This window comes from Rhizobium sp. C1, assembly GCF_021026335.1.
GTDB lineage: Bacteria > Pseudomonadota > Alphaproteobacteria > Rhizobiales > Rhizobiaceae > Ensifer_A.
Window position 1 is genome coordinate 35,633 of sequence record NZ_JAJNCY010000003.1, and the last position, 21,681, is coordinate 57,313.

Annotated in this window: 20 protein-coding genes; 11 read left to right on the forward strand and 9 right to left on the reverse strand. The window is 62.1% G+C overall.

The genetic code is table 11. The features are described from left to right. Positions 1-28: 28 nt before the first annotated feature. From LQK83_RS08470 to LQK83_RS08490, 5 genes are read right to left on the reverse strand one after another with little or no spacing between them, the layout of a single operon-like run. Positions 29-808: an L-iditol 2-dehydrogenase gene (locus tag LQK83_RS08470; RefSeq protein ID WP_230836967.1), complete on the reverse strand. Its 780-nt coding sequence runs from the start codon at positions 806-808 to the stop codon at positions 29-31. A 24-nt stretch (positions 809-832) separates the two neighbouring features. Beyond that, entirely contained in the window at positions 833-1,870 is a 1,038-nt protein-coding gene (locus tag LQK83_RS08475; protein WP_230836968.1) for a carbohydrate kinase family protein, read from the reverse strand. Beyond that, a complete protein-coding gene (locus LQK83_RS08480; RefSeq protein ID WP_230836969.1) occupies positions 1,870-2,541 on the reverse strand; it encodes a D-lyxose/D-mannose family sugar isomerase in 672 nt (223 codons plus the stop codon). Before LQK83_RS08480 ends, LQK83_RS08475 begins: the two co-directional genes overlap by 1 nt. Beyond that, positions 2,538-3,695, reverse strand: coding sequence for a Gfo/Idh/MocA family protein (locus LQK83_RS08485; protein ID WP_230836970.1), 1,158 nt, complete (start codon positions 3,693-3,695; stop codon positions 2,538-2,540). Before LQK83_RS08485 ends, LQK83_RS08480 begins: the two co-directional genes overlap by 4 nt. A gap of 24 nt (positions 3,696-3,719) precedes the next feature. Next, a complete protein-coding gene (locus LQK83_RS08490; protein WP_230836971.1) occupies positions 3,720-4,544 on the reverse strand; it encodes a class I fructose-bisphosphate aldolase in 825 nt (274 codons plus the stop codon). 277 nt (positions 4,545-4,821) lie between these two features. Here LQK83_RS08490 and adh point away from each other — a divergent pair, with 277 nt between their 5' ends. Both adh and LQK83_RS08500 read left to right on the forward strand, forming a co-directional pair. After that, entirely contained in the window at positions 4,822-6,330 is a 1,509-nt protein-coding gene (gene adh, locus LQK83_RS08495) for an aldehyde dehydrogenase (protein ID WP_230836972.1), read from the forward strand. A gap of 63 nt (positions 6,331-6,393) precedes the next feature. Then, positions 6,394-6,753 (forward strand): DUF779 domain-containing protein, encoded by a 360-nt coding sequence (locus LQK83_RS08500; RefSeq protein ID WP_230836973.1) that lies wholly within the window; start codon positions 6,394-6,396, stop codon positions 6,751-6,753. Between the two features lie 108 nt (positions 6,754-6,861). Here the strand turns inward: LQK83_RS08500 and LQK83_RS08505 are convergent, their stop codons facing one another. Genes LQK83_RS08505 through LQK83_RS08515 form a run of 3 tightly spaced genes read right to left on the reverse strand, consistent with a single transcriptional unit; the run spans position 6,862 to position 9,442 of the window. After that, entirely contained in the window at positions 6,862-7,389 is a 528-nt protein-coding gene (locus LQK83_RS08505; RefSeq protein WP_230837309.1) for a flavin reductase family protein, read from the reverse strand. 2 nt (positions 7,390-7,391) lie between these two features. Then, entirely contained in the window at positions 7,392-8,285 is an 894-nt protein-coding gene (locus LQK83_RS08510) for an aldo/keto reductase (RefSeq protein WP_230836974.1), read from the reverse strand. Continuing rightward, a complete protein-coding gene (locus tag LQK83_RS08515; RefSeq protein ID WP_230836975.1) occupies positions 8,285-9,442 on the reverse strand; it encodes an LLM class flavin-dependent oxidoreductase in 1,158 nt (385 codons plus the stop codon). The genes LQK83_RS08510 and LQK83_RS08515 overlap by 1 nt, the downstream gene beginning before the upstream one ends. Before the next feature lie 107 nt (positions 9,443-9,549). On the opposite strand from LQK83_RS08515, the gene LQK83_RS08520 reads away from it, so the two are divergent. Beyond that, positions 9,550-10,254, forward strand: coding sequence for a GntR family transcriptional regulator (locus LQK83_RS08520; RefSeq protein ID WP_230836976.1), 705 nt, complete (start codon positions 9,550-9,552; stop codon positions 10,252-10,254). 9 nt (positions 10,255-10,263) lie between these two features. Then, a complete protein-coding gene (locus LQK83_RS08525; protein WP_230836977.1) occupies positions 10,264-11,379 on the forward strand; it encodes a Gfo/Idh/MocA family protein in 1,116 nt (371 codons plus the stop codon). Positions 11,380-11,393: 14 nt separating this feature from the next. Here LQK83_RS08525 and LQK83_RS08530 read toward each other — a convergent pair whose 3' ends face one another. Next, positions 11,394-12,440, reverse strand: a complete 1,047-nt coding sequence (locus tag LQK83_RS08530) for a LacI family DNA-binding transcriptional regulator (RefSeq protein ID WP_230836978.1) — start codon at positions 12,438-12,440, stop codon at positions 11,394-11,396. A 143-nt stretch (positions 12,441-12,583) separates the two neighbouring features. On the opposite strand from LQK83_RS08530, the gene bglB reads away from it, so the two are divergent. The 7 genes from bglB to LQK83_RS08565 all read left to right on the forward strand — a co-directional run bounded on the left by bglB (position 12,584) and on the right by LQK83_RS08565 (position 21,675). Beyond that, a complete protein-coding gene (gene bglB, locus LQK83_RS08535; protein ID WP_230836979.1) occupies positions 12,584-13,684 on the forward strand; it encodes a beta-galactosidase BglB in 1,101 nt (366 codons plus the stop codon). After that, entirely contained in the window at positions 13,681-14,517 is an 837-nt protein-coding gene (kduI, locus tag LQK83_RS08540) for a 5-dehydro-4-deoxy-D-glucuronate isomerase (RefSeq protein ID WP_230836980.1), read from the forward strand. Before bglB ends, kduI begins: the two co-directional genes overlap by 4 nt. An 8-nt stretch (positions 14,518-14,525) precedes the next feature. Next, a complete protein-coding gene (locus LQK83_RS08545) occupies positions 14,526-17,018 on the forward strand; it encodes a hypothetical protein (protein ID WP_230836981.1) in 2,493 nt (830 codons plus the stop codon). 86 nt (positions 17,019-17,104) lie between these two features. Continuing rightward, a complete protein-coding gene (locus LQK83_RS08550) occupies positions 17,105-18,370 on the forward strand; it encodes an ABC transporter substrate-binding protein (RefSeq protein WP_230836982.1) in 1,266 nt (421 codons plus the stop codon). Positions 18,371-18,495: 125 nt separating this feature from the next. Further along, entirely contained in the window at positions 18,496-19,512 is a 1,017-nt protein-coding gene (locus tag LQK83_RS08555) for a carbohydrate ABC transporter permease (protein ID WP_442966733.1), read from the forward strand. Continuing rightward, complete coding sequence (locus LQK83_RS08560) at positions 19,512-20,576, forward strand: carbohydrate ABC transporter permease (RefSeq protein ID WP_230836983.1); 1,065 nt, start codon at positions 19,512-19,514, stop codon at positions 20,574-20,576. The genes LQK83_RS08555 and LQK83_RS08560 overlap by 1 nt, the downstream gene beginning before the upstream one ends. Before the next feature lie 10 nt (positions 20,577-20,586). Further along, entirely contained in the window at positions 20,587-21,675 is a 1,089-nt protein-coding gene (locus LQK83_RS08565) for an ABC transporter ATP-binding protein (RefSeq protein WP_230836984.1), read from the forward strand. Positions 21,676-21,681 lie beyond the last annotated feature (6 nt).

Here is a 21,681-nt window from a genome sequence, read left to right on the forward strand (position 1 = left end):
TGTCTCCTCCCCAGGATAGACTTGCCGTTCAGCTCATCACATTGCCGCCGTCCACATTGTAGCATTGCGCCACAATATAGGTCGCATCCGGTCCCGCGAGAAATGCCGCCATGGCGGCCTGTTCGGATGGATAGCCGAAGCGTCCCGCAGGAACCGCAGCGGCGACGCGCTTCTTCACGTCGCCGGGCTGCAGGCCCTCCCGCGCGCCGAGTTTCGCATCAACGACATCCCACATCGGCGTATCGACAACGCCGGGCGCAATGGCATTCACATTGATCCCGTGGCGGATCAGATCGAGCGCCATGCTCTGCGTGATCGAGATGACGGCAGCCTTGGACGCGCAATAGGCGACTGCCGGGCCTTCGCCCCGTCGTCCGGCCTGTGAGGAAAAGTTGATGATGCGTCCGCCCTGACCGCGCTCGACCATATGTCGGGCGACCGCCTGACTCATGAAGATGACGCCTTCTATATTGACCTGAAAGACGCGCGAGGTGCGATCCCGGGTGACTTCGAGGATGGACTGCACGTCATATATGCCGGCGGCATTGACCAGAATATCGATGCCGCCCGTCGTCTCGACAGCACGGCGCACCACGTCGTCAATGCTGTCCTGGCGGGTGACATCGAGCGCGAGGCCGAAGGCTCCGCCGTCTATGGCGCGGGCCACGGCATCGCAATGCGCTGCCTGCAGATCCGCCACGATGACGCGGGCGCCATCTTCAGCGAAACGTTCGCATACGGCCTTGCCGATGCCGCTCGCCCCGCCCGTCACAAGAGCGACCCTGCCGGCTAGTTTTCCTGATGTCATGAGCACTCCTCCCAAATGTTGATCTCAGACCGTTTCTTCGATCTCCTGCAACAGAACGTTCATCCGCGGTATGCCGTCCGTCGCGGTCGCCCCGGTCAGACAATGAGCGGCGGCGCGATGGGCGAGGGCCGCCGTCTTTTCCCGGCTCCAGCCTTCGTGCAGGCCGAACAGGATCGCTGCGCAAAAGGCGTCGCCCGCGCCGACGGGGCTCACGATTTTCTCTGGAGGCAGGCGAAGCGAACGGGTGACCAGCGGTGCCTCGTTCACGGCCTGCCAAAGCGAAAGCTCCGGCGCATGGATGACGACATTCTGCAGAACGCCATGTTCGATGAGGATTTCTGCCGCGCGTAGCATGAGGTCGAGATCGAGATCGCCGTTGCGCTTGCGCAAGGTCAGCTCCGCAACCCGGCCGGCCTCCACTTCATTGATAATGGCGTGATCGCACCAGGGCAGGCTCGCGCGGACTTCGCTGGCGAAGTCAGGATTTTCGCTGGAGACGAAATCCACGGCCGTCTCGAGCCCGGCGGCTCTTGCCCGCTCCAGAAGCCGGCTGGCGCCCGTGCGGCCTGCGGCATCCAGGCGGTCGAGGCCGGGCAGAAGCATCAGGTAGCCGAGATAAAAGAGCTTGTATCCGGCAGCGGCAAAAAGACCGGGATCGATCGTATCGGCCTGAAGCCGCGCACTTGCACCGCCATGATAGAAGAAGGTGCGGCTGCGGCCCGGCAGGCTCATCACATGCGTATGGCTTGTGGCAGCCTGCGGCAAATGTTGGACGGCGCCGATATTGACCCCGAAAGCGGCGACGCGCTCGATGAGGAAGGCGCCATCGGCATCGTCGCCGGTCAGTCCCGCCAGTGCGACGCGGGCAGGCAGACCGAGCGATGCCAGATCGCAGGCGACATTGACGGCACCGCCGCCGACGCCCACGTCCTGATGCGTGATTTCAGCGAGATTGCCTTCTTCCGGCCAGTAGGACAGGGTGTGGACCCGATCGACGATCAGATTGCCTGCGCAGACGATGCCTCCCCCAGTTGCCGTCTTCGTTCCCTCCCCAAACGGCATCAGACAGCTCCTTCATTCCAGAGAGTTCGGAGCGGCGGTTCGTCTTCCTCGATCTCCGAGAAACGCCCCACGGGCTCCAGAAAGAAATTGTCCGTCCGGTCGTCATTCACCTGGCTCACCTCGCCAACCAGAACCGGACCATCGCCCGGTTTGCCGTAAAATCGATGGTAGAGGCCCGGTATGATGGTGACGCTTTCGCCTGGGCTGAGTTCCAGCGGCTGCCATTGCTTGAGGTCGCGGTCGATACCGTCGACCGGTACGCTGATGTCGGCGCCGCTCAGATTGCCTTGTGCATCCGTGGCCGAGAATTCGATCACCAGCGTGCCGCCCGCGCGGTTGATGATGTCTTCCATCTTGGCCTTGTGGCGATGCGTCGGGGTAAGCTGGCCTTCTTCGACAAAGAGCAGTTTTTCCGCATAGGTGCGTTCGCCATCGGTGCCGGCGATGCCGTTGCGCAGACAAAAGAGCGTCAGGCCGCATTCCGCAAAGCGACCAAGGCCGAAATCGGTGACGTCCCAGCCAAGCTGCCGGCTGCGGAGATAGGCAGCCGCCTGCGGCGCCGCGGCAAAGTCTTCTGCCGTCCAGCCGCCCCAGGCGGGCAGCGACCAGGAATATCGATCAAGCATCGCCTGCGCCGTCTTCAGCGCTGCATTGATGTCCGAGCGCTTCATGCGGGCATTCCGGCGGAATAATTGACGGTGACGACGCGGTTTTCGCTGCCCGAGACGAGCGCCGCCGTCAGCACGGCATGATGGGCGGCGGCCTCCTGAGGTGTTGCGCAACGGAAGCCGTTCGCCTTGTTGCCCGCGAGTTCGTCTACAAAGGCGGCCCACATCTGCTGGATCGCATCAATGAAGCCGAATTCGAAGATCTTGCCGGTGATCGTGGGGAAGAGTGAGTCATAGCCCAGATCCTCGGTCTGCCACGACTGACGTCCGCCTTCGTAGTCCATCCACTGCCACTGGCGCGGCTGCTTGGTCGAGAAGAACGCGCTCTTGTTCATGCCCAGCACGCGGATATACCAGGTGTTGGACTCGCCCGGCGCGATGCGATAGGTCTTGAGCAGCATCGGGAAATCCTGGGTATCGGTCTTCACACGCGTGCTGATGGCCGCATTGTCCCATGTCGTGCAAGGCACCATGCTGCCCTTGCCATCCGGACGTTCCGTTACCCGCTTGACCAGTTGCGCATGGACCGTCTGCGGCTTCCAGCCGAGGCGCAGCGGCACATGCAGCACATGCATGCCGAGATCGCCCATGCAGCCATAGTCGCCGTTGATATGCTCCATGCGCTTCCAGTTGATCGGCTTCTTGCGGTCAAGGTCGGAGGAATGCAGGAAGCCGGCCTCGACCTCGATGATGTCGCCAAAAGCCCCGGCATTGGCCATCTGGATGACCTTCTGCGCACCGGGGAAAAAGGGCATTTCGGACGAGCAGCGGACGATAAGGTCCGGCCGCTTGGCGAGCGCTGCCATGATCGCCCGGTTCTGCATCAGGTCCATGCCGAAGGGCTTTTCGCCGAGCAGGTGTTTGCCTGCTTCGAGGATCGCAATGTAGAATTCCTGGTGCAGCACATGCGGCACGGCGCAATAGATCGCGTCGACCTCCGGATTGGCGAGCAGCTCGCGATAATCGGTCGTGCGCTGCTTCACCGTCGGCACGTTGTCCGCGAACCAGTCCATCAGGCTGGCATTGGTGTCGCAGACGGCAACGATTTCCGGCCGGGCAGCCGGATTGGAGAGATGCAGCCAGCGCGCGGCGGCGCTTGCAAATTCGCGCCCCATCAGCCCGCAGCCGATGACGCCGAAGCGGAAAACCTTCGTCATGGTCGTGATCCTTCGCGTTCCGTTTCAGCCGATATGCTTTGCGGCATCTGCGGCCGCCGCGCCCTCATGGACGATGGCCATCAGCGCCTTGGTCATGCCGTTCGGGTTCGGATGCTGGATGACGTTGCGGCCATAAACGATGCCGCGCGCGCCCTGCTTCATCAGCATTTCGGTGCGGGCGAGAAGCTCCGCATCGCTGACACGCCCGCCGCCGCGCACGAGGAGCGGAAGGCCCTGCGCGATTTCAATGACGCGATGGTATTCCTCGACATTCTCGCACGGGTCGGCCTTGATGATGTCGGCGCCGAGTTCGACGGCCTGACGGACGAGCGGCATGATCTTGTCGATCTGCCCGTCCACCATATAGGCCCCGTTGGAATTGTCCTTCATGACCAGCGGCTCGACCATCAGCGGCATGCCGTAGATCTCGCATTCGCGCTTCAGCGCATTCACGTTGCGGATGCAGGCGCGATAGACTTCCGGCTGGTTCGGCAGCATGAGGATATTGACGACAACGCAGGCAGCGTCCAGCACGACGCCCTGTTCAACGGCGCGATCGATGACTTCTGAGAAGAGAAGCTCGGGCAGGGGATTGCCATAGACATTGGCGATGTCCGTGCGCATCACGAGCGCGGGGCGTTCCTTGCCGGGAATGGCCTGCAGGATCGGCGCTGTGCCCGGCGGCAACTGGATCGCATCGGGCTTGGCTTCCGCAATCACATGGATTGCCTTCCGCATGTCCTCAATGCCCGGAAGAAAAGTCTTCTCGTTGAACATGCCGTGGTCGATCGCCACGTCGAAGCAATTTCCAGATACGCCAAAAAGGCGGTTGATCCGCGCCTGTTTCATCGATGTCCTCCCAATGTGGTATCGTTCTCATATGAAATCTATCGAAGTCGCTGCGGGAGTCAATTGCATTGTGGAAACGTTACCACAAAAAAATCGACAAGCCGCTGGCATGGAGAGCGGGAGGATCGCCCTGCGTCTGCACGATCATCGGGCCCTTTTGTCGCAGATGTGCGACGAACCGGACGGCAGGCCAACCGCGATATCTGGACGGATATAACGGTTTTGGTGAATATGGGGGTCTGCCGGATGGAGTGAGCCCGGCCCAAAGGAGGAAATCATGCTTCATCAGAAGATCATCGAGACACCGTTCAAGGTCCGCTACGGCAATTTCATCGGCGGCGAATGGCGCGAGCCTGTGTCCGGCCGTTATTTCGAGAACACGACGCCGGTCAATGGCGGCTTGCTTTGCGAAGTCGCTCGTTCCGACGAAAAGGATGTCGAGGCAGCCCTCGATGCCGCGCATGCCGCCAAGGACAAGTGGGGCCGCACATCGACCACCGAGCGCTCCAATATCCTGAACAAGATTGCCGACCGCATGGAAGCCAATCTCAAGACGCTCGCAGAAGCCGAAACCTGGGATAACGGCAAGCCGCTGCGCGAAACCATGGCGGCCGACATTCCGCTCGCCATCGACCATTTCCGTTACTTCGCAGCCGCGATCCGCGCGCAGGAAGGCTCGATCGGCGAAGTCGATCATGACACGATCGCCTATCACTTTCATGAGCCGCTGGGCGTTGTCGGCCAGATCATTCCGTGGAACTTCCCGATCCTGATGGCTGCGTGGAAGGTGGCTCCGGCGCTTGCAGCCGGCAATTGCGTGGTGCTGAAGCCCGCCGAGCAGACTCCGGCCTCGATCCTCGTGCTTGCCGATATTATCGGCGATCTGCTGCCGCCGGGCGTTCTGAACATCGTCAACGGCTTCGGCCTCGAAGCCGGCAAGCCGCTGGCCTCCAGCCCGCGCATCGCGAAGATCGCCTTCACCGGCGAGACCTCGACGGGCCGGCTGATCATGCAGTATGCCTCGCAGAACCTGATCCCGGTGACGCTCGAACTCGGCGGCAAGTCGCCGAACATCTTCTTTGCCGACGTCATGGCCGAAGACGACGACTATCTGGACAAGGCGCTGGAAGGTTTCGCGATGTTCGCGCTCAACCAGGGCGAAGTCTGCACGTGCCCGAGCCGCGCTGTCGTCCATGAGTCAATCTACGACCGCTTCATGGAAAAGGCGATCGCGCGCGTCAACAAGATCGTGCAGGGCAACCCGCTCGACCTCTCCACCATGATTGGTGCGCAGGCCTCGTCCGAACAGCTTCAAAAGATCCTCTCCTATATCGAAATCGGCAAGGGCGAGGGCGCGGAACTGCTGACCGGCGGCGAGCGCAATGTGCTCGGCGGCGACCTGGCTGAAGGCTTCTATGTCAAGCCGACCGTGTTCCGCGGCCATAACAAGATGCGCATCTTCCAGGAAGAAATCTTCGGGCCGGTTCTCTCGGTCACGACCTTCAAGACCGACGAAGAAGCGCTCGCAATCGCCAACGATACGCTTTACGGCCTCGGCGCCGGCGTGTGGAGCCGCGATGCCAACCGCTGCTACAATTTCGGCCGCGGCATCCAGGCCGGCCGCGTCTGGATCAACAACTACCACGCCTATCCGGCCCATGCGGCCTTCGGCGGCTACAAGCAGTCGGGCATCGGTCGCGAGACCCACAAGATGATGCTCGACCACTACCAGCAGACCAAGAATATGCTGGTATCGTATTCTCCTAAGGCGCTCGGCTTCTTCTGAGCCACGCTATCGATAACTGAAAGGCCTCCTAACGGAGGCCTTTTGGCATTCCAGGAGAATAAAATGGCCGTTTCGACATCTGTTTCGCATGTAAAAGCCACGCGAGCGGCATTGGACTTGATCGCCGACATCCGCCGCGACCATCCGGACATCCTGTTTCATCAGTCCGGTGGATGCTGCGATGGCTCCTCACCAATGTGTTATCCGGCGGGCGAATTCATGATCGGGGACAGCGATGTCCTTCTCGGTCAAATTGGTGGCGCGCCGTTCTACATCTCGGCTGCCCAGTTTGCCGCCTGGCAATCTCCCAACCTGCTGGTTGACGCCATTCCGGGTCGCGGCGGCATGTTTTCACTCGACAACGGTCGCGAACGACGTTTCGTCCTGATTTCAGAGGCCTGCGCGGTGGATTCTCAAGTCTAGACGTGGCGTATTTCAGCGCTAGGGCTCCAGTGGTTTGTGCCAGCTAGTGATCAAGCGCACCGATTGACGCCTAACATTCTAGTTGACGCTCTGCAACTCCTGTAAGGTTCAAGCCGCGTGATGCGCAAACCGGCCGAAGGCGCCGCGTGAGAAGCAGAGCGGTTCACCCTCGCGATGTGCCGCGCGCAAAACGCGGGCAATGAGGATCGTATGATCGCCCTCGTCATGGAGCGAAGCGCGCGTGCATTCGAAGCGGGCGAGCGTGTTGTGGATCACGGGTGCGTTCTGACCATTCAGTGACCAGTCGAGGCCCTGGAACCCTGCGCCGCCGCGGGTGAAGCGGCGCATGATATCGTCCTGCTCGGCATCCAGAATATGGATGACGCTGTGCTCCGCGCCGGTGAAGAGGCCGTGGCGGGCAGAGGCGCGGTCGATGGACCAGAGAACGAGCGGTGGCGTGAGCGAGACCGAGGCGAAGCTGTTGATCGTGATCCCGGTCGGCCCGTCTGCGCCCATGACGGTCACGACGGCAACACCGGTCGTGAACGCGCCGAGTGCAGAGCGCAATTGCCGCGCATCGCTTTCGCCGGGAACGAAAATCTGTTCGGGAATGCGCTCAGCCGCCACCGCCGTCATCATCAGGGCACCTCTTTTCCGATAGCCAGAGTGTAGAGTTCAAACCATGTCTGCCGGTCGATCTCGACCTTTGCCGCCTCGCCGATTTTCGCGATGCGGGCGAGCGTGTTGGTGCCGAGCACAGGCGCGATGCGCGCCGGATGAGCGAGCAGCCACGCAACCGCTACGGCCGCCTCATCGACGCCCTGTTCGCCCGCAATGCGCTTGAGCGCTGCGGCGAGCGCAGGCTTCGATCCATCCATCAGACCGCCGCCACCAAGCGGCGACCATGCCATGGGCACGATCATGCGCTCCTGCAGATAGGCCAGATCGCCATTGGTGAAGGGCTCCGTGCAGCTCAGGCTCAGCTCGATCTGGTTGACGGAGAGGTTGTTCTCCATCGAAGACTGCAGCAGCGAGAAATCCCATGGACGGAAATTGGAGACGCCGACGGCGCGAACCTTGCCGGAATTTACGAGGGCATCAAGCGCCGGACCCGTCTCGTCCGGGTCCATGAACGGATCCGGGCGGTGGATCAGCAGCAGGTCGACATGGTCGGTGCCGAGTTCTTTCAGCGAGGTCTCGAGTGAAGCCGTGATATGCGCCGCACTCGTGTCGTAATACTTGACGCGCGCAGCGGCATGGCGACCGACGGGGGCGACGATGTCGCATTTGGTGACGATCTCGATCTGGTCGCGCAGCGACGGCGTGGTCTTCAACACCTGGCCGAACAGGCCCTCGACGGTGTAGCCGCCATAAATGTCGGCATGGTCCATCGTGGTGATGCCTTGGGCAAGGCAGGCGTCCAGCTTGGCGCGGATGTGGACGTCGGACGTGTCCTTGTCATCGCCCAGCCGCCACATGCCGTAGACGAGGCGGCTGAAGGTGAGATCGGGTGTAATATCAATGCGTTCCATCAGCGGCGAACTCCGTTTCCAAGCGGCGTCGCCGGGGTCTCGGCGGGCACGCGTCCATATTCATGCGGCAGCGAACAGGTTTTCAGCTGCGGCAGAACCTTCGTGCCGAAATGTTCGGCCTCGTCAAGGTGCGGATAGCCGGAAAGGATGAAGGCGCGGATGCCCATCTTGCGATAGGCCTCCAGTTCCGAAAGCACCTGATCGGTCGAGCCGACGATCGCCGCGCCGCAGCCGGAGCGCGCTCGCCCGATGCCGGTCCACAGATGCGGCTCGATATAGCCGAACTGGTCGGCCAGTTCGCGGGCGCGCGCCTGATGGGCAACGCCCAGCGAAATCGAGTCATGCGCCCGCTCGCGGATCAGCTTGCCGTATTCGTCGTCCAGCTTGGAGACGATGTGCTCGGCATATTCGCGGGCTTCTTTCTCGGTGTCGCGCACGATCATGTGGACGCGCAGGCCATAGTCCAGCGTGCGGCCATGGGCTGCGGCGCGGGCGTGTACGGCCTTCATGCGCTCGGCGAGCTGTTCCTTCGTCTCCGGCCACATGAGATAGACGTCGCATTGCGCGCCGCAAAGCTCCAGCGCGTCCGGCGAATAGCCGCCGAAATAGAGAAGCGGGCCGCCATTCTGCTGATAGGGCCGGGCGGGATCGGTCGGCACGTTCTTGAAATTGTAGACCTCGCCCTCGAAGTCGATCTTGTCGCGCGTCCATGCCTGACGCAGGATTTCTACGACCTCGTGGCTGCGGCGGTAGCGGAACGCGCTGTCGGCCACTTCGCCGGGAAAATCCGAGGAGATAACGTTGAGCGTCAGCCGGCCCTTCAGCATATGGTCGAGCGTGGCGACGGTCCGCGCCAGCATGATCGGCTGCATCTCGCCGCAGCGTATGGCGGCCAGCATGTTGATCTTCTCGGTGATCGGCGCGCAGGCGGCGACGAAAGAAAGCGTGTCCTGTCCGACCTGATAGGAAGAGGGGCAGAGTATGTTGCGGAAGCCCAAGCCTTCGGCGGTCTTCACGATGTCCGAGCAATGCTCGAAGCTCGAGCGCAGGCGGCCATCGGGCACGCCCAGATATTCGTAATCATCGGAACACAGAGCTGCAAACCAGGACACTTCGGCGGCGTCGAGATCGGCGGATGTGACGGGAACGACCGTCATGACTTTTTCCTCCCGGATACGCATTTTTCCCTTGCCTAACATCAAGTTTGATGTAGATCAATAGTGTATCAATTTTTCATTCCAGCGGTTGGGAGGTCGCGGGAACCATGAATTCCACCGCTGGCAGCCTGCCCATCTATGTCCAGATCGCCGAGCTTCTGGTGCGCGACATCGCCGCCAACCGGCTGATCGACGGCGAGCGCCTGCCGCCGGAGCGCGACATGGCAGCGGGGCTCGGCATTGCTGTAGGCACGTTGCGCAAGGCTTTGGCGGAGCTTGAAAAACGCGGTCTTCTGGAGCGCCGGCAGGGCTCTGGCAATTACATCCGCGCCGTCAGTGATCCCCAAAGCGTCTACGCCATGTTCCGCCTCGAACTCATCGAAGGCGGCGGCCTGCCGACGGCGGAAATTCTGAGTGTCGTGCGCCGGGAAAAGCCGGTGGACCTGCCGGAGTTCGGCACGTCATCGGAGGCCTGGCGCATCCGCCGCCTGCGCCGTCTTTCCGGCAAGCCTGCCGCGCTGGAGGAGATCTGGCTCGACGCTGGCATAGGCGCCGGCTTCAAGGTCGAGGACGTTTCGGAGTCGCTCTACCTCTACTATCGGCAGAAGCTCAATCTCTGGATCGTGCGGGCCGAAGATCGCATTGGCCTCGGCGCTGTTCCCGAATGGCGACCTGCCGAATTCGCCATGCAGACCGGCGCACCTGTCCCGCAAATTCTCCGCATCAGCCAGGACCAGCACGGCGCCAAGGCGGAAGTGTCCCATACTTGGTTTGACCCGCAAATCGCCCGCTACGTGGCGCGCCTGAAATAGGAATATGACATGACGACGTTGAATTACGGATTGATCGGCTGCGGCATGATGGGGCAGGAGCATTTGCGCAATATTGCGCTGCTTCCCAATGCTCGTGTCGCCGCCATTTTCGAGCCGGATGCCGGCATGCGCGCGATCGCGGCCGGAATGGTGCCGGATGCGGTCATGGTCAATTCGATCGCCGAGGTTTTGGCGGTCAAGGACGTGAATTGCCTGCTGATCGTCAGCCCCAATTACATGCATCTCGGCCAGTTGGAAGAGATCGCGTCGATCCGCCCTGTACCCATTCTGTGCGAAAAGCCGCTCTTTACCGACCCGGCCGACGCGCCGCGTCTGGCGGCATTGCGCGCCGCTTACCCCGCGCCGATCTGGGTGGCAATGGAGTATCGCTACATGCCGCCCGTCGCGCGGCTGGCGGAAGAGGCGGAGGCCGCGACTGGCGGCATCAGGATGCTGACCATCCGCGAGCACCGCTTTCCGTTCCTCGAAAAGGTCGGCGACTGGAACCGCTTCAATCGCAACACCGGCGGGACGCTGGTCGAGAAATGCTGCCATTTCTTTGACCTGATGCGCTTCATCCTCAAGTCCGATCCCGTCCGCGTCATGGCCTCGGGCGGCCAGTCGGTGAACCATCTGGACGAGGTCTATGACGGTCAGCGCTCAGATATCTGGGACAATGCCTATGTGATTGTCGACTTCGCCTCCGGCGCGCGGGCCATGCTGGAACTCTGCATGTTTGCCGAAGGCGCGCGCTATCAGGAGGAGATTTCCGCTGTCGGGCCGAAGGGCAAGATCGAGGCGCATGTGCCGGGGCCGGGCCGGTTCTGGCCGGACCATCTCGGCGAACCGCCGGTGCCGCAGGTCGTCGTGTCGCCGCGCGAGCCGAAGGGGCCGCGTCTGGTCGAAATCCCCGTCGATCCGCAACTGCTGGCCGCCGGCGACCACAACGGCTCGACCTTCTACCAGCACCAGCGCTTCCAGCGGGCGGCGCTGGGTGAGCAGCAGGTTGAAGTGACGCTTGAGGACGGCTGGTGGGCGGTGGCGATCGGCATGGCGGCGCAGCAGTCGGCCGCGACCGGCGAGGCGGTGCGTTTTGATCAGGTCGCCTATGGGTTGAAGCGTTGAGCCGCGGGCTCACATCATTGATGATTGCGCACCTGCGCCGTGGAATGCCGTTCCACGATGTGGCAGGCAAGCTCGATGCGGCGTGCCGGCGTCGCGTTGCCGCTCACGGCATCGAGCAGAAGATCGAGCGCGCTGGCGCCGATCTCGTGCATGGGAACGTGGATGGAGGAGAGCGGCGGATTGTAGAAAGCCGCCTGCGGCAGGTCGTCCATGCCGATGACGGACACGTCGCCGGGAACGGAGAAACCCGCCTTCTGGACGCCCATCATCGCGCCTGCCGCGAGGCTTTCGCCGGCGGTCAGGACGGCGGTGAAATCGAGGCCACGTTCGGCGATGCGGCGTTCAATAGCTGCAGCCGCGAGCTCCGGCAGCCAGTCCTCCACCTCGACGGTCAGATCATCGAAATCGCGGATGCCCTTGGCAAAGAGCGCATCGCGCCAGCCCTCGAAGCGGCGTTCGATGGTACGGCGGCCACGCCGCATGAGAAAAAGAATCCGCTCGTGACCGAGCGATTGCAGATATTCCGCGCCGATCCGTGCGCCGGAGCGATTGCAGGGGGTAACGCTGGAAAGCCGCATCAGCGGGTCGTCGCTATTGATCAGGACAACCGGCTTGCCGAAGTCGCGGCTGAGCGCCAGCGCGTTTTCATCATCGATGGAAAGGAACAGAAAACCGGCCACGCTGTCGTCTTCCAGCGCGATCCGCAGGTTTTCGATGTCGCATTTTGCGCCGGAAACCGGGCGCGTGACGATCTCGACACCCAGCGTTTCGGCGCGCTGGTGCAGGCCCTGCAGGACCTGCGCGGTGAACTGGTTGCGGACGTAGTCGATCATCGCGACGCTGCTCGCGGCCAGAATGATCTTCTGGCCGCTGACAGAGGTGGGGATGCTGTAGTTCAGCGCCTTCGCCATCTCCATGACCTGCGCGCGAATTTCGGGCCGCACGCCCTTCTCCCCGGCCAGTGCCCGCGAGGCCGTGCTCATCGACACGCCGCAGCGCGCCGCGATGTCTTCCAGCCGAACCTTCCGGCTCGGCTTGCCCCTCTTGCCCACGCTGCTCATGCCGTATCCTCACCTATATCTGCGGCAAGACTGCAAGAAACTTTCATATTGCGCAAGAATTTTCGTTGTGCCAATTTTCTCTTCAAGTCATCCGGCGCACCTTTGCGGCGCCCAGAGATGGCGCGATACGGGAGGAAATCGACATGACGCCTCAGGCTAGCGTTCTGAAGGAGCGCCTGGACCGGCTTGTGCAGGGCATGACCAAGCTCAGCCATGACGGCCGCTACAACGAGCCCAATCTGGATGGCACGGCAGGCGACTATATCAGCTTTAATTCCTGGGAATGGCCGCAGGGCATTGGCCTTTATGGCCTTGTTCGACTCTGGATGTTCAATCGCGATCCGGGCCTCAAGGCGCTGATCGAGAACTGGTTCGATGGCCGCATTGCAGCCGGTCTTCCCAAGCTCAACATCAACACGACTGCCCCCATGCTCCCCCTTTCGCTTCTGTGGCGCGAGACTGGCGAGGAGCGCTGGCGCGGCGAACTCGACAAGTGGGCCGATCGCGTTCTTTCCGAAATGCCGCGCACGCCGGAAGGCGGTATCCCGCATATCGTTTCCGACAAGATCAATGACAGCGAGCTCTGGGATGACACGCTGGTGATGGTGGGGCTGTTTCTTGCCTCCTATGGCCAGACGAGTGGCCGCCGCGAACTGGTCGATGAGGCCTGCCATCAGTTTCTGCTTCACACGCGCTATCTGGCGGACACGAAGACAGGCCTCTGGTTCCATGGCTGGACTTTCGATGGCCGGCACAATTTCGCCCGCGCGCTCTGGGGCCGTGGCAATAGCTGGATCACGGTCGGCATTCTCGACCTGATCGAAATCGCCGATATTCCCGCGCCGATCCGCACGTTCCTGCTCGGCGTGCTGGAAGCGCAGATCGACACGTTGCTGAAGCTGCAGGCGCCGTCCGGTGCCTGGCACACGCTGCTCGACGACCCGACGTCCTACGAGGAAATCTCCGCGACGGCCGGCTTCGGCTACGGCCTGATGAAGGCCGCGCGCCTCGGTATCGGGCCGAAGGGTTGCCGCGAAGCGGGACTGAAGGCGCTTTCCGTCGTGCTCGCCAATATCGATGACAATGGAACCGTCGCAAACGTGTCCTACGGTACGCGCATGGGCCACGACCTGCAATTCTACAAGGATATTCCCATAGAGCCGACCGGCTACGGTCAGGCGCTGGCCATTCTCTGCCTCACCGAGGCGCTTTCTCATGTAGACCAGAAGGAGGCCGCAGCATGACCATGCGCGTGCTTTACGGGGTTTCCCCCAGTGACATCAAGACCTTCGACACCGAGCGCCTGCGCGCGGAATTTCTGATCGAGGGGCTTTACCGCCCCGGCCATATCGAATTTGCCTATACGCATGTCGATCGCATGATCGTCGGTGCGGCAACACCGGCTTCCGAGCCGCTGTCCTTCGGTGATGGCGCCGAAATCGGTACGCCGCTCTTCTTCACCGCGCGCGAGATGGGCGTCGCCAATCTCGGCGGGGCCGGCAAGATCACGGTGGACGGCCAGACCTTCGCGCTCGCCAACCGCGATGTTCTCTATATTGGCCGTGGCGCGGAGAAGGTGACGCTGACGAGCGACGATCCTGCCAAGCCCGCGCGCTTCTACATGAACTCTGTGCCCGCTGGCCGCGACATTCCGCATCGTCTGATCACGCAGGCCGAAGCCAAGGCGCTGGATCTCGGCGACGAGGCGCGCTCCAACAAGCGCCGGCTGCGCATGTATATCCATCCCGAGGTCGCCCCGTCCTCCCTCCTTTTGATGGGGATCACCGATCTCGCACCCGGAAGCATCTGGAACACCATGCCCCCACACCTCCATGAGCGGCGCATGGAAGCCTATTGCTATTTCGACCTCGACGAGGCCGACCGGGTCATTCATCTGATGGGCCGTCCGGACGAGACGCGTAACCTGATCGTCGCCAATGGCGATGTGGTGATCTCGCCGGCCTGGTCGATCCACATGGGCGCCGGCACCGGTCCTTATGCCTTTGTCTGGGGCATGACGGGTGAAAACCAGGCCTATACCGATGTCGATCCCGTTCCCGTGGCTACGCTGAAATGAACACGCACATGACCTCTTTTGCGACCGATCACCTGAAGCGTCCTCTGCCCGCCGGCGCGCCGATCACCTATTGGCAGCTTGGGGCAACGGCGGAAGCGCGCTACGACGTGCCGGACCAGCCGATGAAGGGGGAGATGGACCCCTTCTTCTTCCTGACCAAGCACAAGAACTTTATTCCGCATGAATATCCCTGCCGCACGGCCTTCGGTGTCGAGCGCCGCGGAAAGCGCCCGGACGTGACGGGCGAATTTGCCCTCGCACGCTTCTGGCTGCCCTTCGGCTCGCCGCGCGTGGATCTCTCCGGCTTCTGGTTCCGCCCGACCGTGGTCGGCACCTGGGCAACAACCGCCATCGAAGCGGCCAGCGCCGGCGAAGCGGTCCTGCGTCTCGGCACCTGCGGCGGGGCGGTTCTCTTCGTGAATGGCGCGGAAATCGGCTTCATGGCCGATTACGTCCGAAACCTGGAAGCTAAGCAGGATTTCACCGTCTCGCTGAAGGTCGGCCTCAACGAGATTTCCGTCTTCTTCGACGATCTCGCCGAGCGCGATGCGCGCTACTTTTTCCAGATGGATTATGTCTCCGGCCCAGTCGCTCAGCAGGCTCTGCCGGTTCCTGGCAAGGGTGCAACGGCTGCAGCCATCGAAGCTGCGCTCGATGACATGCATTTCGAAAAGCCGGTCTATCGCGCAGGCGAAGTGGCGCTGGTGACGGGTGCGGCACTGCCGGTTTCGGCTGAAGCCCATGTGACCGTCGAAGGCGATTTCATGTCGCGCGAGGAGCCGATGCGGCTCGTGCTGACGCTGGCCGCCGGGCAGACCCGGCTGTCTTTGGGCGAAACTGCGTCGCTCCCTTCCGACTTCCGCCATTTCCATGTCAGTCTGACGGCGGACGGCTTCACCGCCGCGCGCGTGTTCGGTGTGGAAATCTGCCATGCCGAACGGCAGGGCGAGGCCGGTTCGGCCCTTGTCGAACGCATCACCGAAACGCTTGATGAGATTTCCGAATTCGGCGAGCCGGACAATGTCATGGCGCTGGCGCGTCTGGCCTCCGGCCGTTACGGCGCAAAGACGGATGCAATGATCGCCGCGACGCTGCCGACCATTGTGGATTGCCACGACTGCGCCGACTTCGCCCTCGTGCCGCTGCTCTGGTGCCGCACCGCCTATGGCCAGCATATCGACCCGGATGTGGTTGCGCAGATCGACCGCGCCATCCTCTCTTATCGCTACTGGATGGATGAGCCGGGCAATGACGTGCAGTGGTATTTCTCCGAAAACCATGCGCTTCTGTTTCACACGGCTTGCTATCTTGCCGGCGCGCTTCATCCGAAAGATCGGTTTGTCCGCTCCGGCCGCCTCGGCGCCGAACAGTCGGCCATCGGTCTTCAGCGCGTCCGTGCCTGGCTCGATCATTTCGAAAAGTGGGAAATGGCCGAGTTCAACTCTGCCCCCTATTTCCCCATCGATCTGAAGGGTCTGACGGCGCTCTTCGCGCTGGCGCCCGATCAGGACGTGCGCGACCGCGCCCGCAAGGCCATTGTGCGTCTCGTTGCGGTCGTTGCTCGTTCCGCCCATCATGGCATCCTGACGGGTGCGCAGGGCCGCTCCTACGAGCACACGCTGCGCGCCGCCGGCTCGCTGGAACTCTCCGGCATTGCCCGCCTCATCTGGGGCAAGGGCAATTACGGCCGCCGCGTTCACGCGCTGCCGCAGATGGCGATTTCGCTGCGCGATCATGGGCTGGAAATTCCGGCCGAACTTTCCGCTGTCGCCGACTGGCGCTCGGATGAAGGTCAGGAATGGGTCTTCGCGCAGGGTGAAAACCGCATCGCCAAGCTCTATCACTACAAGACGGCGCACTACGCCATCGGCACGGCGGCGCATTACCGCTGGAACGAATGGGGCTATCAGGAAACCGTGCTCCAGCTTCGTCTCGGCGAGAATGCCGATGCGCAGATCTGGATCAACCATCCGGGCGAAACCATTCATTCCGGCTATGGCCGCCCGTCCTACTGGGGCGGTTCGGGCACGCTGCCGCGCCTCCATCACTATCGCGGCCTTGCCGTCCTGACCTTCAACTGCGCGGCCGAGCAGCCGGGCTTCTCGCATGCCTGGTTCCCGCGCCAGGAATTCGACGCCTCGTCCGTCAAGGGTGACGTTGCCGTGGCGCGCTCAGGTCAGGGCATGGTGATGCTGAAGGGCAGCCACCCATTCGCACTCGTTGAGACTGGCCCGACCGCCGGCAACGAGTTGCGCATTGATGGCCATCGCACGGCATGGATCGTGCGCCTTGGCGATCAGGGCTCGGAAGAGGAATTCGCCGCCCGATTTGCAAGCCTTTCAATCTCCGAAGGGGCTGACGGCGTATTGACGATCGAGGACCCGGAATACGGAACCGTTCTCTGCCATGCAGATGGCCGGACCGAGGCCGAAGGCCGTGTGCTGAACCCCGCCGACTGGAGTGTCGAGGGCAAGGCGATCAACATGAAGCACGGGGGCTGATCCCCGCGTGAGACAGGCCGGGTTGGCGGAGGAGGGTCCGCGGCCCGGTTAACTGACGGGATACCCGTCCATCGAAGGAGGAGACGATGATGAAAAGCATTTCCATTCTGGCAGCTGCGGGGATCGCACTGCTGTCGAGCACGGCGGCCTTTGCCGGCGACGTGCGCATCATGTGGTATTCGGATGGCGTCGAAGGTCAGGTCTTCAAGGACCTGATCGCCCGATTCCAGAAGGACAATCCGGATATCAAGGTGACGGTTGACGAGGTTGCCTATTCGACGATCAAGGAACAGTTGCCCGTGCAGCTCGCGGCCGGCAACGGCCCGGACATTGCCCGCGTCACTAACCTGAAGTCGCTGTCGCAATACTGGCTGGATCTCACGCCCTATCTGAAGGACGTGGATTTCTGGAAGAAGAACTATGGCGACCAGATGGACTGGATGCGTCCCGATGGTTCCAACATCATTCCGGGCTTCATGACGCAGATCACGCTGACCGGCGGCTTCGTCAACAAGACGCTGTTCGATCAGGCCGGTGTCGCACTGCCGGGTGAGAAGGCCACGTGGGACGAGTGGGTTGCGGCGTCCGAGAAGGTCGCCAAGAGCCAGCAGGTCCCCTATGCCTTCGCCATCGACCGCTCCGGCCACCGCATCACCGGTCCGGCGATCTCCTATGGCGCGAACTATATCGGCAAGGACGGCATGCCGGCCCCGCTCGATGATGCCGCCAAGAAGTACCTGACCCAGCTCATCAAGTGGAACGCCGATGGCGTCTCCGACAAGGATGTCTGGGTCTCGGCTTCCGGCACGACCTACAAGCCGGCTGCGGATGATTTCATCAATGCGCAGGTCGTCATGTATTATGCCGGCTCCTGGCAGATTCCGAACTTCATGACCAAGATCGGCACGAATTTCGACTGGGTCGCCATCGGCAGCCCCTGCGGCCCGGCCGCCTGCACCGGCATGCCCGGCGGCGCCGGTCTCGTGGCCATGAAGGACACGAAGAACCCGAAGGATGTGGCCAAGGTCATGGAGTTCCTGGCGTCTACCCCGATCGCCAAGGAATTCGCCGAGCGCACGCTCTTCCTGCCGTCGAACAAGGAAGTCGTCGCCGGCGGCCTTGACTTCAAGACGGACAACAAGCTCGCCAAGGAAGCGCTGAACACATTTGTAAAGGCAACGACGACGACTGCACCGGAAGCGCTCAAGCTTCCCGGCTGGAAATGGTCGGATACCTATTACGGCGCACTGGTCAGCCGCGTCGGGCAGGCCATGGCCGGCGAAATGACCGCTGAAGAGGCGTTCAAGCGCATCGACAGCGACATCGCCGAGAAGGTCAAGGCTGCCAAGTAAGGCCGAGATTTCCGGTGCGCGGGGAGGAGGTCTCCGCGCACTGGATCACCAAGCAATTCCAGTAAAAGTGTGATGCGGTTTTACGTCCGGAATTGCGCATGAAAGACAATAAGGGAGGGCACATCATGAAGGCCAATGGGCTTCTATCAGCGTCGCAGACGGCCTTGATGGCTGTGGTCGCGCGCGTGATGGGCATCATCGATGTGCCGCTGCGCTATCTGCAGCGCAAGACCGGGCAGAGCGGCATGGCCGCGTTTTTTCTGGCACCGAACATGGCAATCTTCGCCGTCTTCGTGCTCGTGCCCTTTGTCATCAATTTCGTCTATTCGCTAACCGGCGGCTCGGCGATTTTTCTCAGCGACCGCAGCTTTGTGGGCGCGCAGCAATATTCCGAGATCTTCGCCTGCGGCAATTATCTCGATCCGAACTCCTGCAAGCAGGACGTTTTCTGGATCGCAGCCGGCAATACGGCCGCCTTCGTCGTGCTCCAGGTCTCGCTGATGATCGTGGCGGCGCTGATCACCGCGCTCATCCTCAATCGCGAAATCATCGGGCGCAGCTTCTGGCGCGCCGTTTTCTTCTTTCCGGTTCTTTTGTCACCGGTGGTCACGGGCCTCATCTGGCGCTGGATCTTCCAGCGGCAGGGCGTGCTGAATGCCGTGATGCAGGGATTGGGGCTCGAGCCACATGACTGGCTGACCGAGCGCAACAGCGCCTTCTTCGCCTCCATCGGCGTGTCCATCTGGGCGCATGTCGGCTTCTACACGCTGATCCTGCTGGCCGGGCTTCAGGCGATCCCGAAGGATCTCTACGAGGCCGCGCAGATGGATGGCACGAGCCGCCAGCGCGTGTTCTGGCGCATCACGCTGCCGCTTCTGATGCCGAACCTGATCGTCGTTCTGGTTCTGGCGCTGATCAAGGCCGTGCAGATTTTCGACGAGGCCTTCGTGCTCACCCATGGCGGGCCGGGCACCAGCACCATGTATCTCGTTCAGTATATCTACGAAACCGGCTTCGCCTCGGAGCTTCGCAATCCGGGCCTCGCGGCGGCGGCTTCGATCCTCATGGGCGCGGTTCTCGTCGTCCTGACGCTGGCCCAGATGGCCGCCTCGCGGAAGAATGAAAAGAAGGGGGCACGCTGATGTCGCGCGCTGTGGAATTTGTCACGCGCCGTCGTGGTGCGAGCGGTACGGGCAAGGGCTGGCACTGGACGGATGTGTTTACCTGGGTGTGGCTGATCGGCGGGCTCTTCATCATGTTCGCGCCGGCGGCATGGCTGACGCTCTCGTCGTTCAAGACGTCGGCTGCCCTGTCCGAATTTCCGCCGACGCTGCTGCCTTACGTCACCGAGACGGTGAAGGTTGCCGGAAGCGGCAAGCCTCTGCCGCTTTATGACGTCACTCTGCCGGATGGGAAGACCGCAAGGCTTGTCGAGCTTCGCCGCATCGGCGTCATCGCGCAGATGGCCGATCCCGCAAAACCGGAAGTCGTCATCAAGGTCAACATCAAGGATCGCAAGCCGGTCCAGAAGCTGCATTTCGAAACGTCGAACTATACCGAACCCTTCGTGCATTTCGACTTCCTGCGCTATCTCTGGAACTCGGTCTTCGTCACAGTGACGGCAACGCTGATCACGCTGCTTGTCAATTCCATGGCGGCCTTTGCGCTTTCCAAATACCAGTTCCGTGGCCAGAACGCCGTCCTCATCGTGATTGTCGGAACGCTGATGGTGCCGCTCGCCGTCATCATGGTGCCGCTCTATTCGGTGGTCTCGTCGCTCGGGCTGCTCGATACGCTCTGGGGCGTCATCCTGCCCACCGTGGCAACGCCCACCGGCGTCTTCCTGCTGCGCCAGTATATGCTGACGATTCCGGATGAGCTCATCGATGCGGCGCGCATGGACAAGGCTTCCGAGTGGCAGATCTACTGGCGCATCGTGCTGCCCTTGTCCGCGCCGGCGCTTGCCGTGCTCGCCATCTTCTCCGTCGTCTGGCGCTGGAACGACTTCCTCTGGCCGCTGATCGTCCTGAGCCGCTCGTCGCTCTACACATTGCAGGTCGGCCTCAACGTCTATTCCGGCCAGTTGAACGTGCAGTGGCATTTCATCCTGGCGATGACCGTCGTCACCATGATCCCCGTCGTCCTCGTCTTCGTGTTTCTGCAGCGCTTCATCGCGCGCGGCATCGCGACCTCGGGCCTGAAGTAAGGAATCCCCCATGGGCCGTATCACGCTCGAAAAAGTCACCAAGTCCTTCGGCGCCGTCGATGTCCTGCATGGCATCGATCTCGATATCCGCGAAGGTGAATTCGTCGTCTTCGTCGGTCCGTCAGGCTGCGGAAAATCGACGCTGCTGCGCCAGATCGCCGGTCTCGACAAGCCGACAAGCGGCGAGATCCGCATCGACGGCGCGCTGGTCAACGACGTCCCGGCCTCTGATCGCGGGCTTGCGATGGTGTTCCAGTCCTATGCACTCTATCCGCATATGAGCGTGCGCCAGAACCTCGCCTTCGGGCTCGAAAATGCCCGCATGCCGAAGGCCGAGATCGATGCGCGCATCGCGGAAGCCGCCCGCATGCTGGAAATCGGCGATTATCTGGAGCGTCGCCCCGGTCAGCTTTCCGGCGGCCAGCGGCAGCGCGTCGCCATCGGCCGCGCCATCGTGCGCAACCCGACGGCCTTCCTGCTGGACGAGCCGCTGTCGAACCTTGATGCGGAACTGCGCATCTCGATGCGCGCCGAGCTTGCCGCACTCCATGCGCGCCTGAAGACGACGATGATCTATGTGACGCATGACCAGATCGAGGCGATGACGCTGGCCGATCGCATTGTCGTGCTGCGCAAGGGCAGGGTGGAGCAGATCGGCTCGCCGCTGGAGCTCTACAATCGCCCGGCCAACCGCTTCGTGGCCGGCTTCATCGGCGCGCCGAGCATGAATTTTCTTTCCGGCCAGATCGAGGGTGTGAGCGAGGCGGGGACCATGCTGCGCCTCTTCGACGGGGAGATCGTGACCGTGCCGAGACGTGCGGATGCGGTGCAGGCAGGTCAGAATGTCTCCGTGGGGCTCCGCCCGCAGCATATGCGTGTCGCGCATGAGGGCGAGAACGGGGTGCCGGTGACGATCGACATGGTTGAAGCGCTGGGTTCGGAAACGGTGGTTCACGCCCATGCGTCGACCGGCGAACCGGTGCTCGCGGTCTTGCAGGGACAGCACAATCTGAGCCGTGGCGAGAGTCTCAAATTCGCGTTCAATCCGGCCGACCTTCATCTCTTCGACAACAATGGCGTCCGCGTTTCGGGGACCTGACGGACC